This window comes from Streptomyces sp. NBC_01506 (assembly GCF_045040295.1).
Taxonomy (GTDB): Bacteria; Actinomycetota; Actinomycetes; order Streptomycetales; family Streptomycetaceae; genus Streptomyces.
This window is the reverse complement of the sequence record NZ_CP109422.1, coordinates 2751699-2768520: the sequence shown is the minus strand read 5'-3', so window position 1 is coordinate 2768520 and position 16822 is coordinate 2751699. Positions and strand designations below refer to the sequence as shown.

General features: G+C 70.3%; 18 protein-coding genes. 6 read left to right on the top strand and 12 right to left on the bottom strand.

Translation table 11 applies throughout. The annotated features are described in order from the left end of the window. Nucleotides 1–43: 43 nt before the first annotated feature. From OG329_RS11725 to OG329_RS11715, 3 genes are all read right to left on the bottom strand, one after another. Nucleotides 44–1900 carry a glycosyl hydrolase family 18 protein gene (locus OG329_RS11725; protein WP_405794681.1) on the bottom strand — a complete coding sequence of 619 codons (1857 nt, stop codon included), beginning with the start codon at nt 1898–1900 and terminating at the stop codon, nt 44–46. Between the two features lie 214 nt (nt 1901–2114). Next, a complete protein-coding gene (locus OG329_RS11720; protein WP_405794679.1) occupies nt 2115–2774 on the bottom strand; it encodes a response regulator in 660 nt (219 codons plus the stop codon). After that, on the bottom strand, nt 2771–3988 hold the full coding sequence (locus OG329_RS11715; RefSeq protein ID WP_405794677.1) for a sensor histidine kinase: 1218 nt from the start codon (nt 3986–3988) through the stop codon (nt 2771–2773). The genes OG329_RS11720 and OG329_RS11715 overlap by 4 nt, the downstream gene beginning before the upstream one ends. 170 nt (nt 3989–4158) lie before the next feature. On the opposite strand from OG329_RS11715, the gene OG329_RS11710 reads away from it, so the two are divergent. Next, nucleotides 4159–4737, top strand: coding sequence for a hypothetical protein (locus tag OG329_RS11710; RefSeq protein WP_405794676.1), 579 nt, complete (start codon nt 4159–4161; stop codon nt 4735–4737). A gap of 7 nt (nt 4738–4744) precedes the next feature. On the opposite strand, the gene OG329_RS11705 is transcribed toward OG329_RS11710, so the two are convergent. The 3 genes from OG329_RS11705 to OG329_RS11695 all read right to left on the bottom strand — a co-directional run bounded on the left by OG329_RS11705 (nt 4745) and on the right by OG329_RS11695 (nt 6951). Then, the gene (locus OG329_RS11705) at nt 4745–5317 is read right to left on the bottom strand and encodes a cob(I)yrinic acid a,c-diamide adenosyltransferase (protein ID WP_405794674.1); all 573 of its coding nucleotides are present in this window, start codon (nt 5315–5317) and stop codon (nt 4745–4747) included. A 71-nt stretch (nt 5318–5388) separates the two neighbouring features. Beyond that, nucleotides 5389–6156 (bottom strand): ABC transporter permease, encoded by a 768-nt coding sequence (locus OG329_RS11700; RefSeq protein WP_405794672.1) that lies wholly within the window; start codon nt 6154–6156, stop codon nt 5389–5391. Between the two features lie 12 nt (nt 6157–6168). Continuing rightward, on the bottom strand, nt 6169–6951 hold the full coding sequence (locus OG329_RS11695; RefSeq protein WP_405794671.1) for an ABC transporter ATP-binding protein: 783 nt from the start codon (nt 6949–6951) through the stop codon (nt 6169–6171). A gap of 103 nt (nt 6952–7054) precedes the next feature. Here OG329_RS11695 and OG329_RS11690 point away from each other — a divergent pair, with 103 nt between their 5' ends. The 4 genes from OG329_RS11690 to OG329_RS11675 all read left to right on the top strand — a co-directional run bounded on the left by OG329_RS11690 (nt 7055) and on the right by OG329_RS11675 (nt 11990). After that, nucleotides 7055–7693 carry a TetR/AcrR family transcriptional regulator gene (locus tag OG329_RS11690; protein ID WP_405794669.1) on the top strand — a complete coding sequence of 213 codons (639 nt, stop codon included), beginning with the start codon at nt 7055–7057 and terminating at the stop codon, nt 7691–7693. 167 nt (nt 7694–7860) lie between these two features. Further along, a complete protein-coding gene (locus OG329_RS11685; RefSeq protein WP_405794668.1) occupies nt 7861–8709 on the top strand; it encodes a 3-hydroxyacyl-CoA dehydrogenase family protein in 849 nt (282 codons plus the stop codon). Nucleotides 8710–8933: 224 nt separating this feature from the next. Next, on the top strand, nt 8934–9257 hold the full coding sequence (locus OG329_RS11680; protein ID WP_189105430.1) for an STAS domain-containing protein: 324 nt from the start codon (nt 8934–8936) through the stop codon (nt 9255–9257). Between the two features lie 201 nt (nt 9258–9458). Then, nucleotides 9459–11990 (top strand): ATP-binding protein, encoded by a 2532-nt coding sequence (locus tag OG329_RS11675; protein WP_405794666.1) that lies wholly within the window; start codon nt 9459–9461, stop codon nt 11988–11990. A 13-nt stretch (nt 11991–12003) separates the two neighbouring features. Here the strand turns inward: OG329_RS11675 and OG329_RS11670 are convergent, their stop codons facing one another. The 5 genes from OG329_RS11670 to OG329_RS11650 all read right to left on the bottom strand — a co-directional run bounded on the left by OG329_RS11670 (nt 12004) and on the right by OG329_RS11650 (nt 15627). Beyond that, nucleotides 12004–12984 carry a threonine/serine dehydratase gene (locus OG329_RS11670; RefSeq protein WP_405794665.1) on the bottom strand — a complete coding sequence of 327 codons (981 nt, stop codon included), beginning with the start codon at nt 12982–12984 and terminating at the stop codon, nt 12004–12006. 422 nt (nt 12985–13406) lie between these two features. Then, nucleotides 13407–13739 (bottom strand): recombinase family protein, encoded by a 333-nt coding sequence (locus OG329_RS11665; protein WP_405794663.1) that lies wholly within the window; start codon nt 13737–13739, stop codon nt 13407–13409. Next, entirely contained in the window at nt 13736–14080 is a 345-nt protein-coding gene (locus tag OG329_RS11660; protein ID WP_405794661.1) for a hypothetical protein, read from the bottom strand. The genes OG329_RS11665 and OG329_RS11660 overlap by 4 nt, the downstream gene beginning before the upstream one ends. Next, nucleotides 14077–14319 (bottom strand): hypothetical protein, encoded by a 243-nt coding sequence (locus tag OG329_RS11655; protein ID WP_405794660.1) that lies wholly within the window; start codon nt 14317–14319, stop codon nt 14077–14079. Before OG329_RS11655 ends, OG329_RS11660 begins: the two co-directional genes overlap by 4 nt. 129 nt (nt 14320–14448) lie before the next feature. Continuing rightward, nucleotides 14449–15627 (bottom strand): helix-turn-helix domain-containing protein, encoded by a 1179-nt coding sequence (locus OG329_RS11650; protein ID WP_405801779.1) that lies wholly within the window; start codon nt 15625–15627, stop codon nt 14449–14451. On the opposite strand from OG329_RS11650, the gene OG329_RS11645 reads away from it, so the two are divergent. Continuing rightward, on the top strand, nt 15532–16068 hold the full coding sequence (locus OG329_RS11645) for a hypothetical protein (RefSeq protein WP_405802236.1): 537 nt from the start codon (nt 15532–15534) through the stop codon (nt 16066–16068). The two genes, OG329_RS11650 and OG329_RS11645, sit on opposite strands and share 96 nt — an antisense overlap. Here the strand turns inward: OG329_RS11645 and nucS are convergent. Next, nucleotides 16020–16691 (bottom strand): endonuclease NucS, encoded by a 672-nt coding sequence (gene nucS, locus OG329_RS11640; protein ID WP_405794659.1) that lies wholly within the window; start codon nt 16689–16691, stop codon nt 16020–16022. The two genes, OG329_RS11645 and nucS, sit on opposite strands and share 49 nt — an antisense overlap. Nucleotides 16692–16822 lie beyond the last annotated feature (131 nt).

The following is a 16822-nucleotide window of genomic DNA, read 5'->3' as shown; positions in this document are numbered from 1 at the left end:
CGGTGCCCGTGGGCGCCGTCCCCCTCGCTTTACGCGGAGTGTGTTACTTCAGACCGTTGTTGATCGCGGTCACGAGTTCGCCGTTCGCCGTGTCACCGGTGAAGTCCCAGAAGAACGCTCCGCCGAGACCCTGGCTCTTGGCCCAGGTCATCTTCGTGCCGATCGTCGCCGGGGTGTCGTAACTCCACCAGTTGCTGCCGCACTTGGCGTACGCGGTGCCGCCCACGGTGCCGGTGGCGGGGCAGGTGTTCTTCAGGACCTTGTAGTCCTCGTTGCCCGCCTCGTACGTGCCGGGAGCCGGGCCCGTCGCCGTACCTCCTGGCTCGGCCTGGGTGACTCCGGTCCAGCCGCGACCGTAGAAGCCGATGCCGAGCAGGAGTTTCTTGGCCGGAACGCCCTTCGCCTTGTACTTGGCGATCGCGTCGGCGGAGTTGAAGCCGGCCTGCGGGATGCCCGGGTACGAGGTGAGCGGGGAGTGCGGGGCCGTGGGGCCCTGCGCGGCCCAGGAGCCGAAGAAGTCGTACGTCATCACGTTGTACCAGTTGATGTACTGCGCGGCGCCGCCGTAGTCGGCCGCGTCGATCTTGCCGCCGCTGGACGCGTCGGCGGTGACCGCCGCGGTGACCAGGTAGTCGGGGCCGAACTTGGCACGCATGGCCTGCATCATGTTCTTGACCGACGCGGGACCGCTGGTGTCACAGGTCAGACCGCAGGCGTTCGGGTACTCCCAGTCCAGGTCGATGCCGTCGAACACATCGGCCCAGCGCGGGTCTTCGACCAGGTCGTAGCAGGACTGCGCGAACGCGGCCGGGTTCTGCACCGCTTGACCGAAGCCGCCGGACCAGGTCCAGCCGCCGAAGGACCACAGGATCTTGATGTTGGGGTTGGCGGCCTTGAGCTTGCGGAGCTGGTTGAAGTTGCCGCGCAGCGGCTGGTCCCAGGTGTCGGCGACGCCGTCGACCGACTGGTCGGCGGTGTACGCCTTGTCGTACGCGGCGAAGCTGTCGCCGACGGTGCACTTGCCGCCGGTGACGTTGCCGAACGCGTAGTTGATGTGGGTGATCTTGGACGCGCTGCCCGACGTCACCAGGTTCTTGACGTGGTAGTTGCGGCCGTAGACGCCCCACTCGGTGAAGTAGCCCATCTTGATCTGGTCACCGGGCGGGGTGCCCGGGTCGGTGCCGCCGCCGGTGGTCTTGACGGCGACCGCGCCGCTGGCCGGTCCGGTCTGGTCGGCCGTGTCCCGGGCCTGGACGCTGTAGGAGTAGCTGGTGCCCGCGGTCAGGCCGGTGTTCGTGTACGTCGTACCGGTGACCGTGGCGATCGTGGCGCCGTCCCGCAGGACGTCGTAGTTCTTGATGCCCTTGTCGTCGGTGGCCGCGCTCCAACTGAGCTTCGCCGACGTGTTGGTGATCTCGCTGGCGGTGGGGGTGCCGGGCGCGGTGGGGGCCGTGTCACCGGGGACGCTGCCGCCGTCGCAGGAGGCGCCGTTGAGCTTGCAACCGGTCGGGGAACCGGCGCCGGTGCCGTTGAAGCCGAAGGTGACGGAGGCGCCCGGGGAGAGGGTGCCGTTCCAGCCGACGTTCTTGGCGGTCCAGTGGTTGGTGCCGCTCTTGGTGACGGTGGCGTCCCAGGCGGAGCCGACGGCGGTGCCGGCCGGGAAGTCCCACTCGACGGTCCAGGAACCGATCGTCGTGGTACCGGTGTTCTTCACCGTCCACGAGCCTTCGAAGCCGCTGCCCCAGTCGGACTTCTTGGTGTACGTGGCGGTGGCCGACTCGGCGGCCGCGGCGGGGGAGGCCAGGGAGACCATGGCCGCGAGGGGGAGGAGCAGTGCGGTCAGCGCCGCGACGGTTCGGGATCTGAATCTGCTTCTGCGGACGGACGTCTTCGTGCTCAAGGGGTACTCCTCGAGTGAGTCAAGACAGTTCGGGGATGGTCCGGATCGATCCGTGACACCCGACTCTTGCGACAGCTCGCGCACTAGTCAGTGGGCGTGAGAGTAAGGAGGTCTGGACCAATCGTCAATAGGTCCAGACCAAAGACGCGGTCGGTCGGCGGCCCGCCGTCCCGCCGCACGGACCCCGCAATTCCGCCTTGCCGGCGCCGCGCCGTCAGATCCCCAACTCCTGTGCCAGCACCGCCGCTTGCACCCGGTTACGCAGCTCCAGCTTGCCCAGCAGCCTGCTCACATGCGTCTTGACCGTCGCCTCGGCCATGTCCAGCCGTACCGCGATCTCCGCGTTCGACAGCCCGTCGCCCAGAGCGGCCAGCACCTCCCGCTCGCGCCGGGTCAGCGCGTCGAGCACCGACAGGTCCGGCGCGTCCGGCGCGTCCGGCGACCGTACGGCCTTCGGTGAGGCGAACTCCGCGATCAGCCGGCGCGTCACGGCGGGCGCGATCAGGCCCTCGCCGCGCGCCACCGTCCGCACCGCCTCGACAAGAGCCCACGCCTCGGTGTTCTTCAGCAGGAATCCGGCGGCGCCGGCGCGCAGCGCCCCGAAGACGTACTCGTCCAGATCGAACGTCGTCAGTACGAGCACGTCGGCCAGTTGCTCGGCGACCACCTGCCGGGTCGCCGACACCCCGTCGAGACGCGGCATCTGAATATCCATCAGCACCAGATCCGGGCGCAGTTCACGGGCGAGGCGTACGGCCTCCTCGCCGTCCCCCGCCTCGCCGACGACCTCGATCTCCGGGGCGCTGCGCAGGATCAGAACCAGCCCCGCGCGTACCGCCGACTGGTCCTCGGCCACCAGAACCCGGATCGTCATGCCGTGCCGTCCCCCTCGTCGACGGGCAGCTCGGCCCGTACCCGCCAGATCTTCGTGCCGGCCGCGTCGTCCGCCGTGACCGGTCCCGCCTCGAACTCGCCCTCCAGCAGGGCCACACGCTCCCGCATCCCGACCAGACCGGCGCCGGAGCCCGGCGCGCGGGGGCCGGGCCGGTCACCGTACGGGCTGACGACCTCGACGCGCAGGGCGCGCCGCGAATGGTCCAGGGACACCGTCACCGGGCCGGGCGGCGCGTGCTTGAGCGCGTTGGTCAGCGACTCCTGGACGATGCGGTACGCCGCCATCTCGACCGGCGCGGGCAGCGGCGCCCCCGCGCCCCGCCGGTCCTGAAGCGTGAATGTGAGCCCGCTGGACGCGCCGTTGGTACGCGCCCGCTCCACGAGCGAGTCGAGCGCCCCCAGCGTCGGCGCCGGGGCCGGGGACAGGTCGTCGCCGCTGTCCCGCAGCAGCCCGATGAGGCGTCGCATCTCGGCCAGTCCGGCGACGCTGTTCTCCCGGATCACCGTCAGCGCGTCCTTCGTGGTGCGCGCGTCGTCCAGGGAGAGCGCGGCGGTGGAGTGGATCGCGATGGCCGACAGATGGTTGGCGACCATGTCGTGCAGCTCACGGGCCATCCGCGCGCGCTCGGCCATGACGGCCTGGGTGCGGTCGATCTCGGCGAGCAGCGCGGTCTGTTCGGCCCGCAGCCGGGCGGCCTCGGCGGCGTCGCGGTGATTGCGCACCAGTACACCGGTGGTGGCCGGGGCGATGCTGATCGCGCCGGCGACGACACCGAGCAGCAGCCCCTCGGGCGAGCGGAGCCAGCTCACGGCCGTGACGGTGACGACGACCGTGATCAGCGCCGTACCCCAGGGGATACGGCGGGCGGCGGACGGGCTCCCGTACAGCACCGCCGCGTACACGATGTCCGTGAACATGGCGATCGTCGCCACGCTGCCCTCGGTGAACTGGTCGGTGATCAGCGCGAGGGTCGCGACGAGCAGCGCCGTACGGGGCGCGCTGCGGCGCAGCAGCTCCATCAGGGAGAGCGCGGCGACCGGCACCAGCACCCAGGCGCCGGTCAGTCCCCGGCTGCCCTGGGTGTGCAGCCCGAGCGCCCAGAGCAGCACGCCGCCGAGCAGGCCGGCCGCGGCGATCAGGACGTCCTCTCGGTGCGGACGCGGAAGGCGCGCCGGGCGCGGGAAAGCGGTCACCCCACCATCAAACACGGCTCCACGGGCGGGTACCTCCACGTACCGGCCGAGACCGGCCGAGGGCGCGGTACATCGAAGGATGCAGTCGCGGCCGTGCCGTTTCGTCACTGGTGACGACGATCGGGCGGCGGCCCGGCGCAAGACTTGGAGCGAGCCGGAGGGAGACTGCCGTGATCGTCACGCTGATCATCATCTGCGAGGTCGGATTCTGGGTGCTGCTGGGCATCGGACTGGCCCTGCGCTACTTCGCCAAAATGCCGCGCGCGTCGGTCGCGGTGCTGCTGTGCGAACCGCTGCTGGAGGTCCTGCTGCTGGTCGTGACGGCCATCGACCTCAAGAACGGCGCCGAACCGGACTGGAAGCACGGCCTCGCGGCGGTCTACATCGGCTTCTCGGTGGCCCTCGGCCCCGAGTTGATCAAGTGGGCCGACGCCCGCTTCGCCCACCGCTTCGCGGGCGGCCCGCCGCCGGTGCGCCCGCCGAAGTACGGCAAGGCCCGCACGGTCCACGAGTGGCGGACGGCGGCCCGCTGGATCGCGGCCTCGGCCATCGCGATCGGTCTGCTCCAGGCCGCGATGTGGTACGTGGGCCCCGACGGGGACACCGGGTCGCTCGAGACGTGGCGGGAGAGGATGACCCTCCTCATCGGCATCAACGTGGTGATCGCGCTCGGCTACACGGTCTTCCCGAAGAAGGGCCCCGGCGACTCGGCCCCGGCGGAGCGGCCCACGTCTTACAGCGACCGCTGAGGGGCGTTCAGCGCTCGCCGCCCGGCACCCACAGCACGTCTCCGACCTCCTTGTTGGCCACCCTGGCCAGGATGAACAGGAGGTCGGAGAGCCGGTTGAGATACGTCGCCGTCAGCGGGTTCATGTCGTCCCCGTGCGTCTCGAACGCCGCCCAGGTCGAGCGCTCCGCGCGCCGTACGACGGTGCACGCCTGATGCAGCAGCGCCGCCCCCGCCGTACCGCCGGGGAGGATGAAACTGCGCAGCTTCTCGGTCTCCTCCAGGAACAGGTCGCAGTCCGCCTCCAGCTTGTCGACGTACGACTGCTCGACCCGCAGCGGCGGATGCTCGGGCGCCTCGACCACCGGTGTGGACAGGTCGGCGCCGACGTCGAAGAGGTCGTTCTGGACCCGGACGAGGACCTTCACGATGTCGTCCCTGAGCTGTCCCAGCGCGATCGCCGTACCGATGACGGCGTTCGCCTCGTTGGCGTCGGCGTAGGCGGCGATCCGCCGGTCGGTCTTGGCGGTACGGCTCATGTCACCGAGCGACGTGGTGCCCTGGTCGCCGGTACGGGTGTAGATACGCGTCAGATTGACCATGCGGCCAGCCTAGGGTGCGCCCGGCCGGCCCCGCCCGGCGCGCGGTCAGGTGTTTCGGTCAGGTGCCTCGGTCAGGCGTCGGCCTTGTGGAACACCCGGGTTCCGATCGTGACCGACACCAGCGCCAGCGCCAGGGCCATCAGCACGCCGTAGAGCATCGCGGCGCTCGCGTAGTCCCCCACGTACCCCGCCCGTACCGCGTCCACCAGGTAGCGCAGCGGTACGGCGTGCGACAGCAGGTCCAGCCAGCCCGGCGCCAGTGTCATCGGCAGCACCAGACCCGACAGCAGCATCGTCGGCATGGTCAGCGCGTTGATGACGGGTCCGAACTCCTGCGGCGTCGAGACGTTCATCGCCAGGGCGTACGACAGCGAGGCCAGCGCGGCGGCCAGGACGCCCACGAACACGAACCCGATGAGGATCCCGCCCAGCGGCGCCCGCAGCCCCATCGCCAGCGCGGCGAGGACGAGGAGCACGGACTGGAAGACGAAGAGCGCCGCGTCGCGCAGCACCCTCCCCAGCAGCAGGGCGAGCCGGCTGACCGGTGTCACCCGCATCCGTTCGACGACTCCCGTCTGCTTCTCGACGAGGATCGAGAAGCCCGCGAACGAGGCGCCGAGCAGGGCGAGTTGGAGAAGGAGTCCGGGCACCAGGAGCTGCCAGGAGTCCGCCTCCGATCCGAGCGGCAGATCGGTCAGCAGCGGCCCGAAGAAGAACAGGAACAGCAGCGGCATCAGGACGCCGAAGACGATCTGGAACTTGGAGCCGAGGGTCTGGCGGGCGTACCGCCCGAAGACCAGCGCGGTGTCCGAGGCCAGTGACGAAACGAGTGGTGACACGGCGGGAGCCTCCTAGACGGCTACGGGAACGGCGTCGTCCGGCGCTGGGGCGCGCCCGGTGATCGCGAGGAAGGTGTCCTGGAGGGAGGCGCCGGGGGAGCCGCCGTACTCGCGCTTCAGCGCGTCGGGTGTGCCCTCGGCCGCCACGACGCCCCGGTCGATCACGACCAGCCGGTCGGACAGTTCGTCGGCCTCGTCGAGATAGTGCGTGGTGAGCACGACGGTCGTGCCGTGCTCCTCGCGGATACGGCGGATCAGCTCCCACAGACCGGCCCTGCTGCCCGGGTCGAGCCCGGTGGTCGGCTCGTCCAGGAACAGCAGCTCGGGGCGGTGTGTCAGCCCCATCGCGATGTCCAGCCGCCGGCGTTGCCCGCCGGAGAGTGACACGCACTTGCGGTCGAGCAGGTCGGACAGGTCGAGGTCGTGCGCCAACTCCTGGGCGCGGAGCGTGGCTTCGGCCTTCGTCAGCCGGTACAGCCGGGCCTGGGTGATCAGTTCCTCGCGTACGGAGATCTGCGGGTCGACGCCGCCCGCCTGTGCCACGTACCCGATCCTGCGCCGCACCCGCGCGGCCTCGCGGGCGAGGTCGAACCCGGCGACCGTCGCCACGCCCCCGGTGGGCGCCAGCAGCGTCGTGAGCATCCGCAGGGTGGTGGTCTTGCCCGCGCCGTTGGGGCCGAGGAGGCCCAGGATCTCCCCGGCCCGCACGGTCAGATCGATACCGCGCACCGCCTCGACGGTGCTCTGTCTGGTGGAGAAGGACCGGGCGAGCCCGGCCGTACTGATGATTGCCATGACCTCAGAAAAACAGAGTCACTTAAATTATGCAACCACTCCAAAAATGCGGAGACCCCAGCGAAGGAGTGCCGGGCGGGCGCCGCCCCCTAGAGTGAGAGGCATGTCCGAAGGGCTCCGGGAGCGCAAGAAGCGCCAGACCAGGCAGTACATCTCCGATGTCGCCACGCATCTGTTCGTGGAGCGCGGCTTCGACGCGGTGACCATCGCCGAGATCGCCGAGGCGTCGGACGTCTCCGTCAACACGGTGTACAACTACTTCTCCACGAAGGAAGATCTCTTCCTCGACCGCAGCCAGGGCATCGTGGAGCGGCTGTCCCGGTTCGTACGCGCCCGTGACGCGGGGGAGTCGGCGGCGGACGCCGTCCTGCGCGAACTGCGCGAGCTGACCGAGACCGTCTCACCCAGCATCGGACTGCACAGCGGCTCCGCCGACTTCATGCAGGTCGTCCAGGGCTCACACGCACTCAGATCCCGCCTCTGGTACATCCAGCAGGACCTCCTGGTCCATCTGGAGGGGGTGCTGCGTGAGGAGACCGGTGCCGGCGAGTCGGACACGCTGCCCACCCTGGTGGCCGGTCAGCTCGCCTGGGCGCACGGCACGCTCATGGCGTTCGTCGGCCGCCGGATGCTGGCGGGCCGGACCCCGCAGGAGACCTCGCGCGAAGCACTCGTGCTGCTGGACGACATCGAGGAAGTGCTGGGCGAAAAGGTGCTCAAGTACGCGGTACGGCAAGGCTGATGACCAGGTCCGGCGTGCGTACGGATGTGATGTCCGTCATGTGAGACGTGACGCGCATCTCTTCACCACCACAGGGCAGCTCATCACCGATAACCTCCGGCAGAGAGCGAATGTAAAGCGTGTGTTAAGGCACCCGCCGGTCCGGAGCGGAAATCAAGGGGTACGTCGTGGCCAGGAAGCTCGCCGTCATCGGTGCCGGACTCATGGGGTCCGGAATCGCGCAGGTCTCGGCCCGGGCGGGCTGGGACGTCGTCCTGCGAGACGTGACCGACGACGCCCTGGCCCGTGGCAAGGACGCGATCCGCGCCTCGTACGCCAAGTTCGTCACCAAGGGCAAGCTCGAGGAGGCGGACGCGGACGCCGCGCTCGCCCGGATCACCACGACCACCGATCTGGACGCCGCGTCCGACGCCGACATCGTGGTCGAGGCGGTCTTCGAGAAGCTGGAGATCAAGCACGAGATCTTCCGGACGCTCGACAAGCTCGTACGCGACGACACCGTCCTGGCCTCCAACACCTCGGCGATCCCGATCACCAAGATCGCGGCGGTGACGGAGCGTCCGGAGCGGGTCGTGGGCGCGCACTTCTTCTCGCCCGTACCGATGATGAACCTCTGCGAACTCGTACGGGGCTACAAGACCAGCGACGAAACCCTCGCCACCACACGGGAGTTCGCCGAATCGGTCGGCAAGACCTGCATCGTCGTCAACCGTGACGTCGCGGGCTTCGTCACCACCCGGCTCATCACGGCCCTGGTCGTCGAGGCGGCCAAGCTCCAGGAGTCGGGCGTCGCCACCGCCGAGGACATCGACATCGCGTGCAAGCTCGGCTTCGGGCACGCCATGGGGCCGCTCGCCACCGCCGACCTCACGGGCGTCGACATCCTGCTGCACGCGGCCGACAACATCTACACCGAGTCGCAGGACGAGAAGTTCGCGGCGCCCGAGCTGATGCGCCGGATGGTGGACGCGGGTGACATCGGGCGCAAGAGCGGGCAGGGCTTCTACAAGCACTGATTCCGCCGCGGGCGGGGACGGGGTCACATCGACCGTTCTGTCCTCACCCCACCGGGTGAATTCGGTATCAGTTCGCTTACGGACGGCAACTTCCGCGGCCGCACAACTGTCAGGTATTGCACAACCCTTTACACAATGACCTTGCACAACGGCCTTGCGCACAGACCAGAGAACACAGACCAGAGAACACAGACGCGGAGCACAGAAGCATTCGGGGAGCGCATATGTACATCAGGGGCGACCACGCCGAACTGGTCGTCGAGGGCCGCCTCGACGTCCGCAGCGCGGCGGACGCCCGTACGGTCCTGCACACGGCCGTCGACGACGGAGCCGGCGACCTGGTGCTCGATCTGACCGGACTGGATTCCTGGGACGCCACCGGCCTCGGCGTCATCATGGGCGCGCACCGCAGGGCCGGACGGTGCGGACGCCGGCTCGTCCTGCGCGGTGTGCCGGCCCAGATGCAGCGTCTGCTGGTGGCCACCCGGCTGCATCGCATCCTCGCCATCGAGGGCGGTATCGCAGCAGAATCGCTTCCGCGCGTCTGACGTGGGCACGCACAATCCTCACGAGACCGTGACGTCTCGGACGGGGTGGCACCCCGGCTGTTCCTGGATACTGTGCGGAGGTTTAGGGTTTCGGCCGTCGGCCGACCAAGAACCCACGCGGCGGGCACCGGACCAGAAGTGACAGCGGGGCGTGCGAGGCCGAGAGGGCAACCGCGCGCCACGATCTGGGGGGCTTTGACGATGAACCCGACCGACCCGACCCACCCGGCGGACGACTCGCGTCCCGAGGGTGCCGGGCGCGCCGACGACAGACCGGCGGAGGCCGTGGACCGGCCGAACCCGTGGCTGTCGCACCCGACGCCCGCGCGCACCGTCGAGCTGATCTCGGGCGACTTCCTGATCACCGTCAACCCCGTCGACGGCAGCGAGATCGAGCCCTGCCCGCCCGGCTCGCAGCCGCCCGCCCCCGTCCGGCTCGACGCCGACGAGCGCGCCGAGCGGCGCAGGGCCGGACGGCCGCCGATACCGCCGGGCCCCGGCGCACCCCCGTTCCCGCTGCTGGAGCGTCAGGAGGAGCGCGAACGGCTCGTCGCACTGCTGGGGCGCGGACTGTCCGTACGGCTCACCGGCTCGGCCGGCTCCGGCCGCAGCGCACTGCTCGAAGCCGTCGCCGCCGACTGCGAGGACCTGGCGCCGGACGGGGTCGTGCGGCTCAGTGGCCACCACCGCACCGTCACCGAGCTGCTGTACGAGCTGTACGCGGCCGTGTACCGGTCCGTGCTGCACCGCCCCGACCGCGACGGACTGCGCGAGCTGGTCCGCGGCATCGGCGCCGTCGTCGTCCTGGACGACCTGGAGTTCGGCGGCGACCCGCTGGACGAACTGCTCGAAGCCGCGCCCGAATGCGCCTTCCTCGTCGCCGTCACCCCCGAAGTGGACGCGCCCATAGGGCGCTCGCGGCTCGAAGAGGTCCTGCTCGGCGGTCTGGGCCGCGGCGCCTCGCTCGAGCTGCTGGAGCGCGCCACGGGACGCCCCCTCACCGACGAGGAGGCGAACTGGGCCGGTGACCTCTGGTTCGAGTCCGAGGGGCTGCCGCAGCGCTTCGTCCAGGCCGGCGCGCTGCTGCGCGGGCGCGACGAACTGCGGGCCAACTCCGGTACGTACGACGCGGACGGCGTCTTCGTCCACGAGCTGGAGGGCCCGCCCGCAGGTGCCGGTTCCGCCGGCGACGGGCTCACCGCCGACGGGTACGACGTACCGCTGCCGACCCTCGGCGAGGGTGCGGCGCCCGCCGTGCTGCTCGCCTCCCGGCTCGGCGAGGCCGCGCGTGAGACGTTGCGCTTCGCCGTCGCGCTCGGCGGCGAGGTGCCGCACCAGGCCCATCTGCCGGCCCTGGTGGGCGACACCCACGCCGACGCCGCGATCGGCGAGCTGATGAACGCCGGCCTGCTCTCGCCGGTCGGGCCCCGCTACCGGCTCGCCGCCGGTGCCCTGGCCCAACTCCAGGCGCGCGGATACGGCGTTGAGGCCACGTCCCGCGCGCACACCGCCGTCCAGCACTTCACCTGGTGGGTCGGCCACCCGTCCGTCACCCCCCGGCGCGCCGCCTCCGAGGCGGACGCGCTGCTCGCCGCGATGACGCCCCTGGTGTCCAGCGGCGAGCCGGGGCACGCGAGCGCCGCCGTGCTGCTGGCCAGGGGCGCGGCGCCCGCCTTCATGGCGGGGCTGCACTGGGGCGCCTGGGAGCGCGCGCTGCGGACCGGCCAGGAGGCGGCCAGGATTGCCGGAGAGGTCGCCGAAGAAGCCTATTTCCACCATGAGTTGGGGATTCTCGCGCTCTGCGTCGGGCGGCTGGACCGGGCCCGCGCCGAGTTGGAGACCTCGATCGGTATGCGTGGGGCGGTGGCGGACAAGCGCGGCACGGTCTCCGGGCGCAGGGCGCTGGCCCTGGTCTCCGACCGGGAGAACGGGAACACGGGCACACCGGCCGCGTCCGCGTCCGCGTTCCACCGGGGCGACGACGAGCTGCCGGTGTCGCCGCCGCGCGGTGTGTCGATGGTTGTCCCCGTCCTCAAGCCGCCGTCGCCCGACGAGCGGATGACACTGGTCACCCGGCGCGACGACACCCCGGCGGCGGGGTCCCGTACCGGCGGGCCGCCGACCGCGCGCCGGCGCCGTACGGTGCTGGGCGGCGCCCGCCGCAACCTGGTCGCCGCGAGCGCGGGCGCCGTACTCGCCGCCGTACTGGGCACCGTCGTGACGCTCGGGGCGACGGGCAACGACGCGCCGACGGACCGGGTGCAGAACGACCAGTCGGCGGACGACGACGACAGCGGTTACGACACCGAGACGCCGACGGACACCAGCACGAAGCAGCCGGCGGCCAAGCCGGGCGGCGGCGGCCCGGCCACCACCAGCTCGGGCCCGCCGACGCCCAGCACGAGCGGCGGCTCCGAGTCCACGGACCCGGGCGACAGCCCGTCCGACGACCCCACGCAGCCGTCCGAGGATCCGGACCCCTCCGACCCGGGCCCGACGAAGTCGACGCCGGGCCCCGGCCCGACCAAGACCACCACCACCCCGTCGCCCCCGACATCGTCCCCGCCCTCCAGCTCCCCGCCCCCTCCGTCCTCCTCGTCCCCGGCGCCCCCACCGCCTCCGGAGTCGGCGACGGTGGGCGTCCCGGTGCGGCCGTCGTCGGCGTCCCCCTCGGACTCCCCGACGACGGACGACAGCACGGACGGGGCGGACGGGGCGGAGCCCACGCCGTAAGTGATCTGAACGGTCAGGACCCGTGGCCCGGATCCGCACCCACCCAGCGGTGATAGGCGCCCAGGTCGACGTTGCCGCCGCACACGATGGTGACGACGTGCCGGCCGGCGAAGCGGTCACGGTCTTCGAGGATCGCCGCGATGCCGAGCGCGGCGGACGGTTCGACGACGAGGCCCGCGTGCTCGAGGAGCATCCGCATACCGGCGACGATCGACGCCTCCTGGACGAGGACGGCGTCGTCGGCGACCTGGAGGAGATCGTCCAGGACGGCCGGGATGGGGCGTCGGCCGGCGACGCCGTCCGCGATGGTGTCGGTCGATTCGGTGGTGACGACGCGCCGTTGGCGCCAGGACCGCGTCATCGCGGGCGCGCCCAGTGGCTGTACGCAGATCACCTCGACCTCGGGCGCGTACGCCTTCAGCACATGACCCACGCCGGTCGCCAGCGCCCCGCCGCCGAGAGCGATCAGGACGGTGTCGAACGACGGCGCGCCGTCCACCAGTTCAAGACCGATGGTCGCCGCGCCCTCGCAGGTCTCGATGTCCAGGCTGTCCTCGACCAGCCTGATGCCGCCGCGGCGCGCGATGTCCGCCGCCCGCTCCCGAGCCATCTCGTGGTCGCCGTCCACCAGCTCCAGCCGGGCGCCCAGCGCGCGGATACGATCGAGCTTGGCCACGGTCGCGAAGCGGGACGCCACGACGGTCACATCGAGCCCCCGGCCACGACCGGACCAGGCGAGGGCCTGCCCGAGGTTGCCCGCGCTGGCACACACCACGGCACGCTCTCCCGTGTCGGCGAGCAGGCTCGCGACCAACTCGGTGCCACGGCCCTTGAAGCTGCGGACCGGGTTCGCCGTCTCGAGCTTGACGCTCACCGCACACCCGAGCGCGGCCCCCAGCGGCTCGCAGCGGTACAGCGGGGTGTCGAGGAAGACCGGATCGATCACCTGGCGAGCCGCCCGTATCCGGGCGATGTCGAGGCGGGTCTGCGGCATGACACCGCAGCGTAGTCTCCCCCCCCCGTCCGGTTACATCTTTCGCAGCCCGTTCAAGACCCGCTCCATGAGCGCGGTTTCGACCTGTTCTCTCGCCTTGCCCTCGGGTGCCGGAATGCCGCTCGGTACACGGTGAGGAAGCGGCGGTACGTCAGGGGTGAGGGCAGGTGCCCTGATGAGCGGCAACTCAGCCCACACGATCTTGCCACCGGCCGCGGGGTTCTTGGCGGCGGGGTGTCGGGGCCAGTCATCTTGACGGCGTTCGTCACCAACTCCGAGACGGCCAACAGTGCGTCGTCCATGACGTCGGTGGCGCCCCACCAGCGCAGGGTGCACCCGGTGAAGGCGCGGGCGCAGCTCACGGCGGTGGGCAGGGCGACGAGGGTCAGCCGGTCCCAGGCGCGGAGAAGTGGCATGGCGCGCTATGAGGCGTCGAGGGTGTGGACGGTGGCGCGGAGGCTGGATTCGAGGCGGGAGAGCAGTACGCGTTGGAGGGCGCCGCTCTGCCCGAGGTGGTCGAGGGAGGGTACGAGTACGTGGTGGGCGCCGGTGCGTCGCAGGGTGTTGACCAGGGTGGTGAAGGCGTCGAGTTTGCCGCGGGCGAACTCGTGGTGGACGGCGATGAGTTGCAGGCCGTGGGTGTGGGCGTAGCGCTCCATGTCATCTTCGAGGGTGGGTGCCTGGCGGTAGGCGGCGTCGGAGAAGACACGCAGGTATCCGTAGGCCGGCGCGGGGTTGTTGGTCGTGTCGTTCACGGTGCTTCTCCGGTTCGGATGACGGCGGAGGCGAACCACACGTGCCCGCGGATGGCGTCCTGCAAGGTCTGTTGAGCGGTGGTGCTGAGGGAGCGTTGGGTGTTGAGGTGTGGCCAGGACGGCACGACGACGTTGCGGGTGCGGGTCCATCGGCAGGCGGTGACCAGGGCTTCCCAGGCGGTTACGCGGGTCCAGGTGTGCTCGGTGAAGACGTGCGGCGGCGCGAAGCCCTCACGCCGGGCGAACGCGGCGATGTCCCCGCGTAACCGGTCGATGTCCTGGTCGCTCAGGCCGGGCAACGCCCGTACGTACCCGTACATCGGCGGATTGGCCCGGCTCACCGCTGGGCTCCTTGAACGATCCACACCGGCCCGTGGGCCCCGTTCGCGGCGTACTCCAGGAAGTCGGCCACTCCCATTTCCACGACGACCGTGGTCCGGGTGTCCAACGCGCCGTGCGCCATCACCGGCAGCCCCTGTTGCTGGAACGCCTCACGGCGCTCCAGCACCTTGCCGATCTTCGATTTCGCTCGTATGGCGAGCACGGTTTCCGCACGTCCCGTGCGGCTGAAAGTCCGCATGTCGATTGCTCCCTGGTTGAGCGGTCGTCAGCTCCCGGACCGTGCAGTGCGGTTCGGGGACGCTTGCCTGACCAGGCTTTCGACATGCCAGGGGCAGAACCAGGGACGCAACGTCCCACTTTCACGACGCTATTCGGCGACCCCCAGGAATTCCGCCAACAGCCTCAGCCCGGGAGGGTGGTTGGGCAGTGACCAGAGGTCTCGGACGATGGCGACCGCGAGGGTGTGGTGGCGTATCCACTCAGGTGCCACGCGCTTCAGGGACTCCAGGGTTTTCACCGCGCCGGCGGCGTCCCCGATGTCCGTGTGCGCCCGCGCCACGTCAAGCAGTAGCCACGTCCGCCACGACGGTGGTGTGTCCTTGCTCAGACGCATGCCCTTGGCGAGAGCGAGGGCGTCTTCGGGGTGCCCGTACTGAACGGCCAGGCGGACGCGCTCGATACGGACCGAGGATGGGCTGAAGACGCTGACCATGCGGTTGTCGTCACCGGCGGGGAGCTTGGAGACGCGAGCGGCTTCGTTCTCCGCCGCCTCCATCATCGAAGCCGCGCGGTCGTAGTTGCGGCTCCGAGCGGCCGAGGTCGCGGCGCTCATGGTGAGGGCGCCCCACACCTTCAACCCGTCGGCCGTGTCCGTATGCCCCGCCGCCCTCATTTCGTCGGCGGCATGGCCGGCGACGTACAGCGCGTCCTCCAGGCGCCCTTGGCGCTGGTACGCCCACGCCGTGGAGTTGACGATCATCGGCAGAAGCAGCGGGTCGCAGGACTGCTCGGCCGCACGTATGGCGCGCTCCAGGCTCGCCAGCGCGAGGTCGGTCGTGCCCATGCGGATGGCGACGTGGCCACCGAGTTGCAGCGCCTTCCCCAGGGCCGCGAATCCGGCCTTGCGATCGTCGTCGGTGCCGGAGACCGACGCGGATCGGGCCTCCGAGATCAGATCGGGAAGTGCCTTCATCACGGCATCGAACTCGGCCGAGTGGTACCGCGACCAACCGTCCGCGATCTGCTCCCGCAGGCGCTCCAGGGAGAAGTCCGTTCCTACCGGTGGCTCTGGCGGTCCCCACAGCGGGGGCATGATCGCGCGGCGCACCGCGACGAGACGCGGACCGTTGGCCTCACCGGTCCGGGCGACCGCAGGAGGATCGCCCAGGAGCGCGGTCAGCTCTACACCCAGCCCGTTCGCGAGAGCGTGCAGCGTAGGGAGACGAGCCGAGTGCTTCCGCCCCTGTTCGAGCTGACGGACCACGTCCACGGAGACACCGGACCGCTCCGCGAGGTCTTCCTGCGTGAGATCGGCCAGGCGACGCAGGCGACGGAGTGTCTTTCCAAGGTTCTGTTCGCTCGCTACCACGCAGCCACGCTACGCCGCGACCGTGCGGGAACGCGTGCGCCCCACGAAGTCGGCCGGCCGGCCAAGCCGCGCGAGGGCGACACCAAGACCCCCGGCTTCTACGGCGCCGAGGCGACCGCGCAGCGGCTGGCCGGACTGACGGAATGGCAGCGTGCCAGCGCCGTCAAGGCCAACCCGGACTGGGCGCAACTGCCCGTGCGTGTACGCGCGCTGAGGGACGGCAAGTTGCTCTACATGGCCGTTCCGAGGATGGCCGGCCTGCGGCCGTTCTTCCAACTCGACCCCGACGTGCTCGACATCCCCGCCGAGGGCCGCGGGCCCACGCACACCCGCAGCCCCGCCAACCGCCCTCAGAACAGCCGCAGCTTGTCGTCCTCGATGCCACGCAGCGCGTCGTAGTCCAGCACCACGCAGCCGATGCCCCGGTCCGTCGCGAGGACGCGGGCCTGGGGTTTGATCTCCTGGGCCGCGAACAGGCCGCGGACCGGGGAGAGATGGGGGTCGCGGTTCAACAGGTCGAGATAGCGCGTCAGTTGTTCCACGCCGTCGATGTCGCCGCGGCGTTTGATCTCGATGGCGACCGTCGCGCCGTCCGCGTCGCGGCACAGGATGTCCACCGGGCCGATGGCGGTGGGATATTCGCGCCGGATCAGGCTGTAGCCGTCGCCCAGTGTCTCGATGCGGTCGGCCAGAAGCTCCTGAAGGTGTGCTTCCACGCCATCCTTGATCAGACCTGGATCGACTCCCAGCTCGTGTGACGAGTCGTGGAGGATTTCCTCCATCGTGATGATCAGTTTCTCGCCCGCCTTGTTCTCGACCGTCCATACGCCGACATCGTCACCCGCGCCCTCTTTGAGTTTGCAGGGCGGAGACATCCAGTTCAGGGGTTTGTACGCCCGGTCGTCCGCGTGGATCGACACGCTCCCGTCAGCTTTGACCAGGATCAGACGGGGGGCGGTGGGCAGGTGGGCGGTGAGCCGGCCCGCGTAGTCGACGGAGCAGCGGGCGATGACGAGGCGCATGGTCCGCAACGCTACTCGACTGTCGGCGTGCGCCGTGATTCGCCCCTCAAGCCCCTTTCGTTTGTGGCCGGTTGTGTTCCCATTCGCCTGGTGCGGTCCGGACAGCACGCATAACGTGGATGCAGGAGGTC

What these genes read in the sequence shown, in the direction of transcription:
- OG329_RS11670 (WP_405794665.1), bottom strand. Translation starts at nt 12,984, where the DNA reads ATGCCGCAGACCCGCCTCGACATCGCCCGGATACGGGCGGCTCGCCAG.
- OG329_RS11675 (WP_405794666.1), top strand. Translation starts at nt 9,459, where the DNA reads ATGAACCCGACCGACCCGACCCACCCGGCGGACGACTCGCGTCCCGAG.
- OG329_RS11695 (WP_405794671.1), bottom strand. Translation starts at nt 6,951, where the DNA reads ATGGCAATCATCAGTACGGCCGGGCTCGCCCGGTCCTTCTCCACCAGA.
- OG329_RS11690 (WP_405794669.1), top strand. Translation starts at nt 7,055, where the DNA reads ATGTCCGAAGGGCTCCGGGAGCGCAAGAAGCGCCAGACCAGGCAGTAC.
- nucS (WP_405794659.1), bottom strand. Translation starts at nt 16,691, where the DNA reads ATGCGCCTCGTCATCGCCCGCTGCTCCGTCGACTACGCGGGCCGGCTC.
- OG329_RS11680 (WP_189105430.1), top strand. Translation starts at nt 8,934, where the DNA reads ATGTACATCAGGGGCGACCACGCCGAACTGGTCGTCGAGGGCCGCCTC.
- OG329_RS11720 (WP_405794679.1), bottom strand. Translation starts at nt 2,774, where the DNA reads ATGACGATCCGGGTTCTGGTGGCCGAGGACCAGTCGGCGGTACGCGCG.
- OG329_RS11655 (WP_405794660.1), bottom strand. Translation starts at nt 14,319, where the DNA reads ATGCGGACTTTCAGCCGCACGGGACGTGCGGAAACCGTGCTCGCCATA.
- OG329_RS11705 (WP_405794674.1), bottom strand. Translation starts at nt 5,317, where the DNA reads ATGGTCAATCTGACGCGTATCTACACCCGTACCGGCGACCAGGGCACC.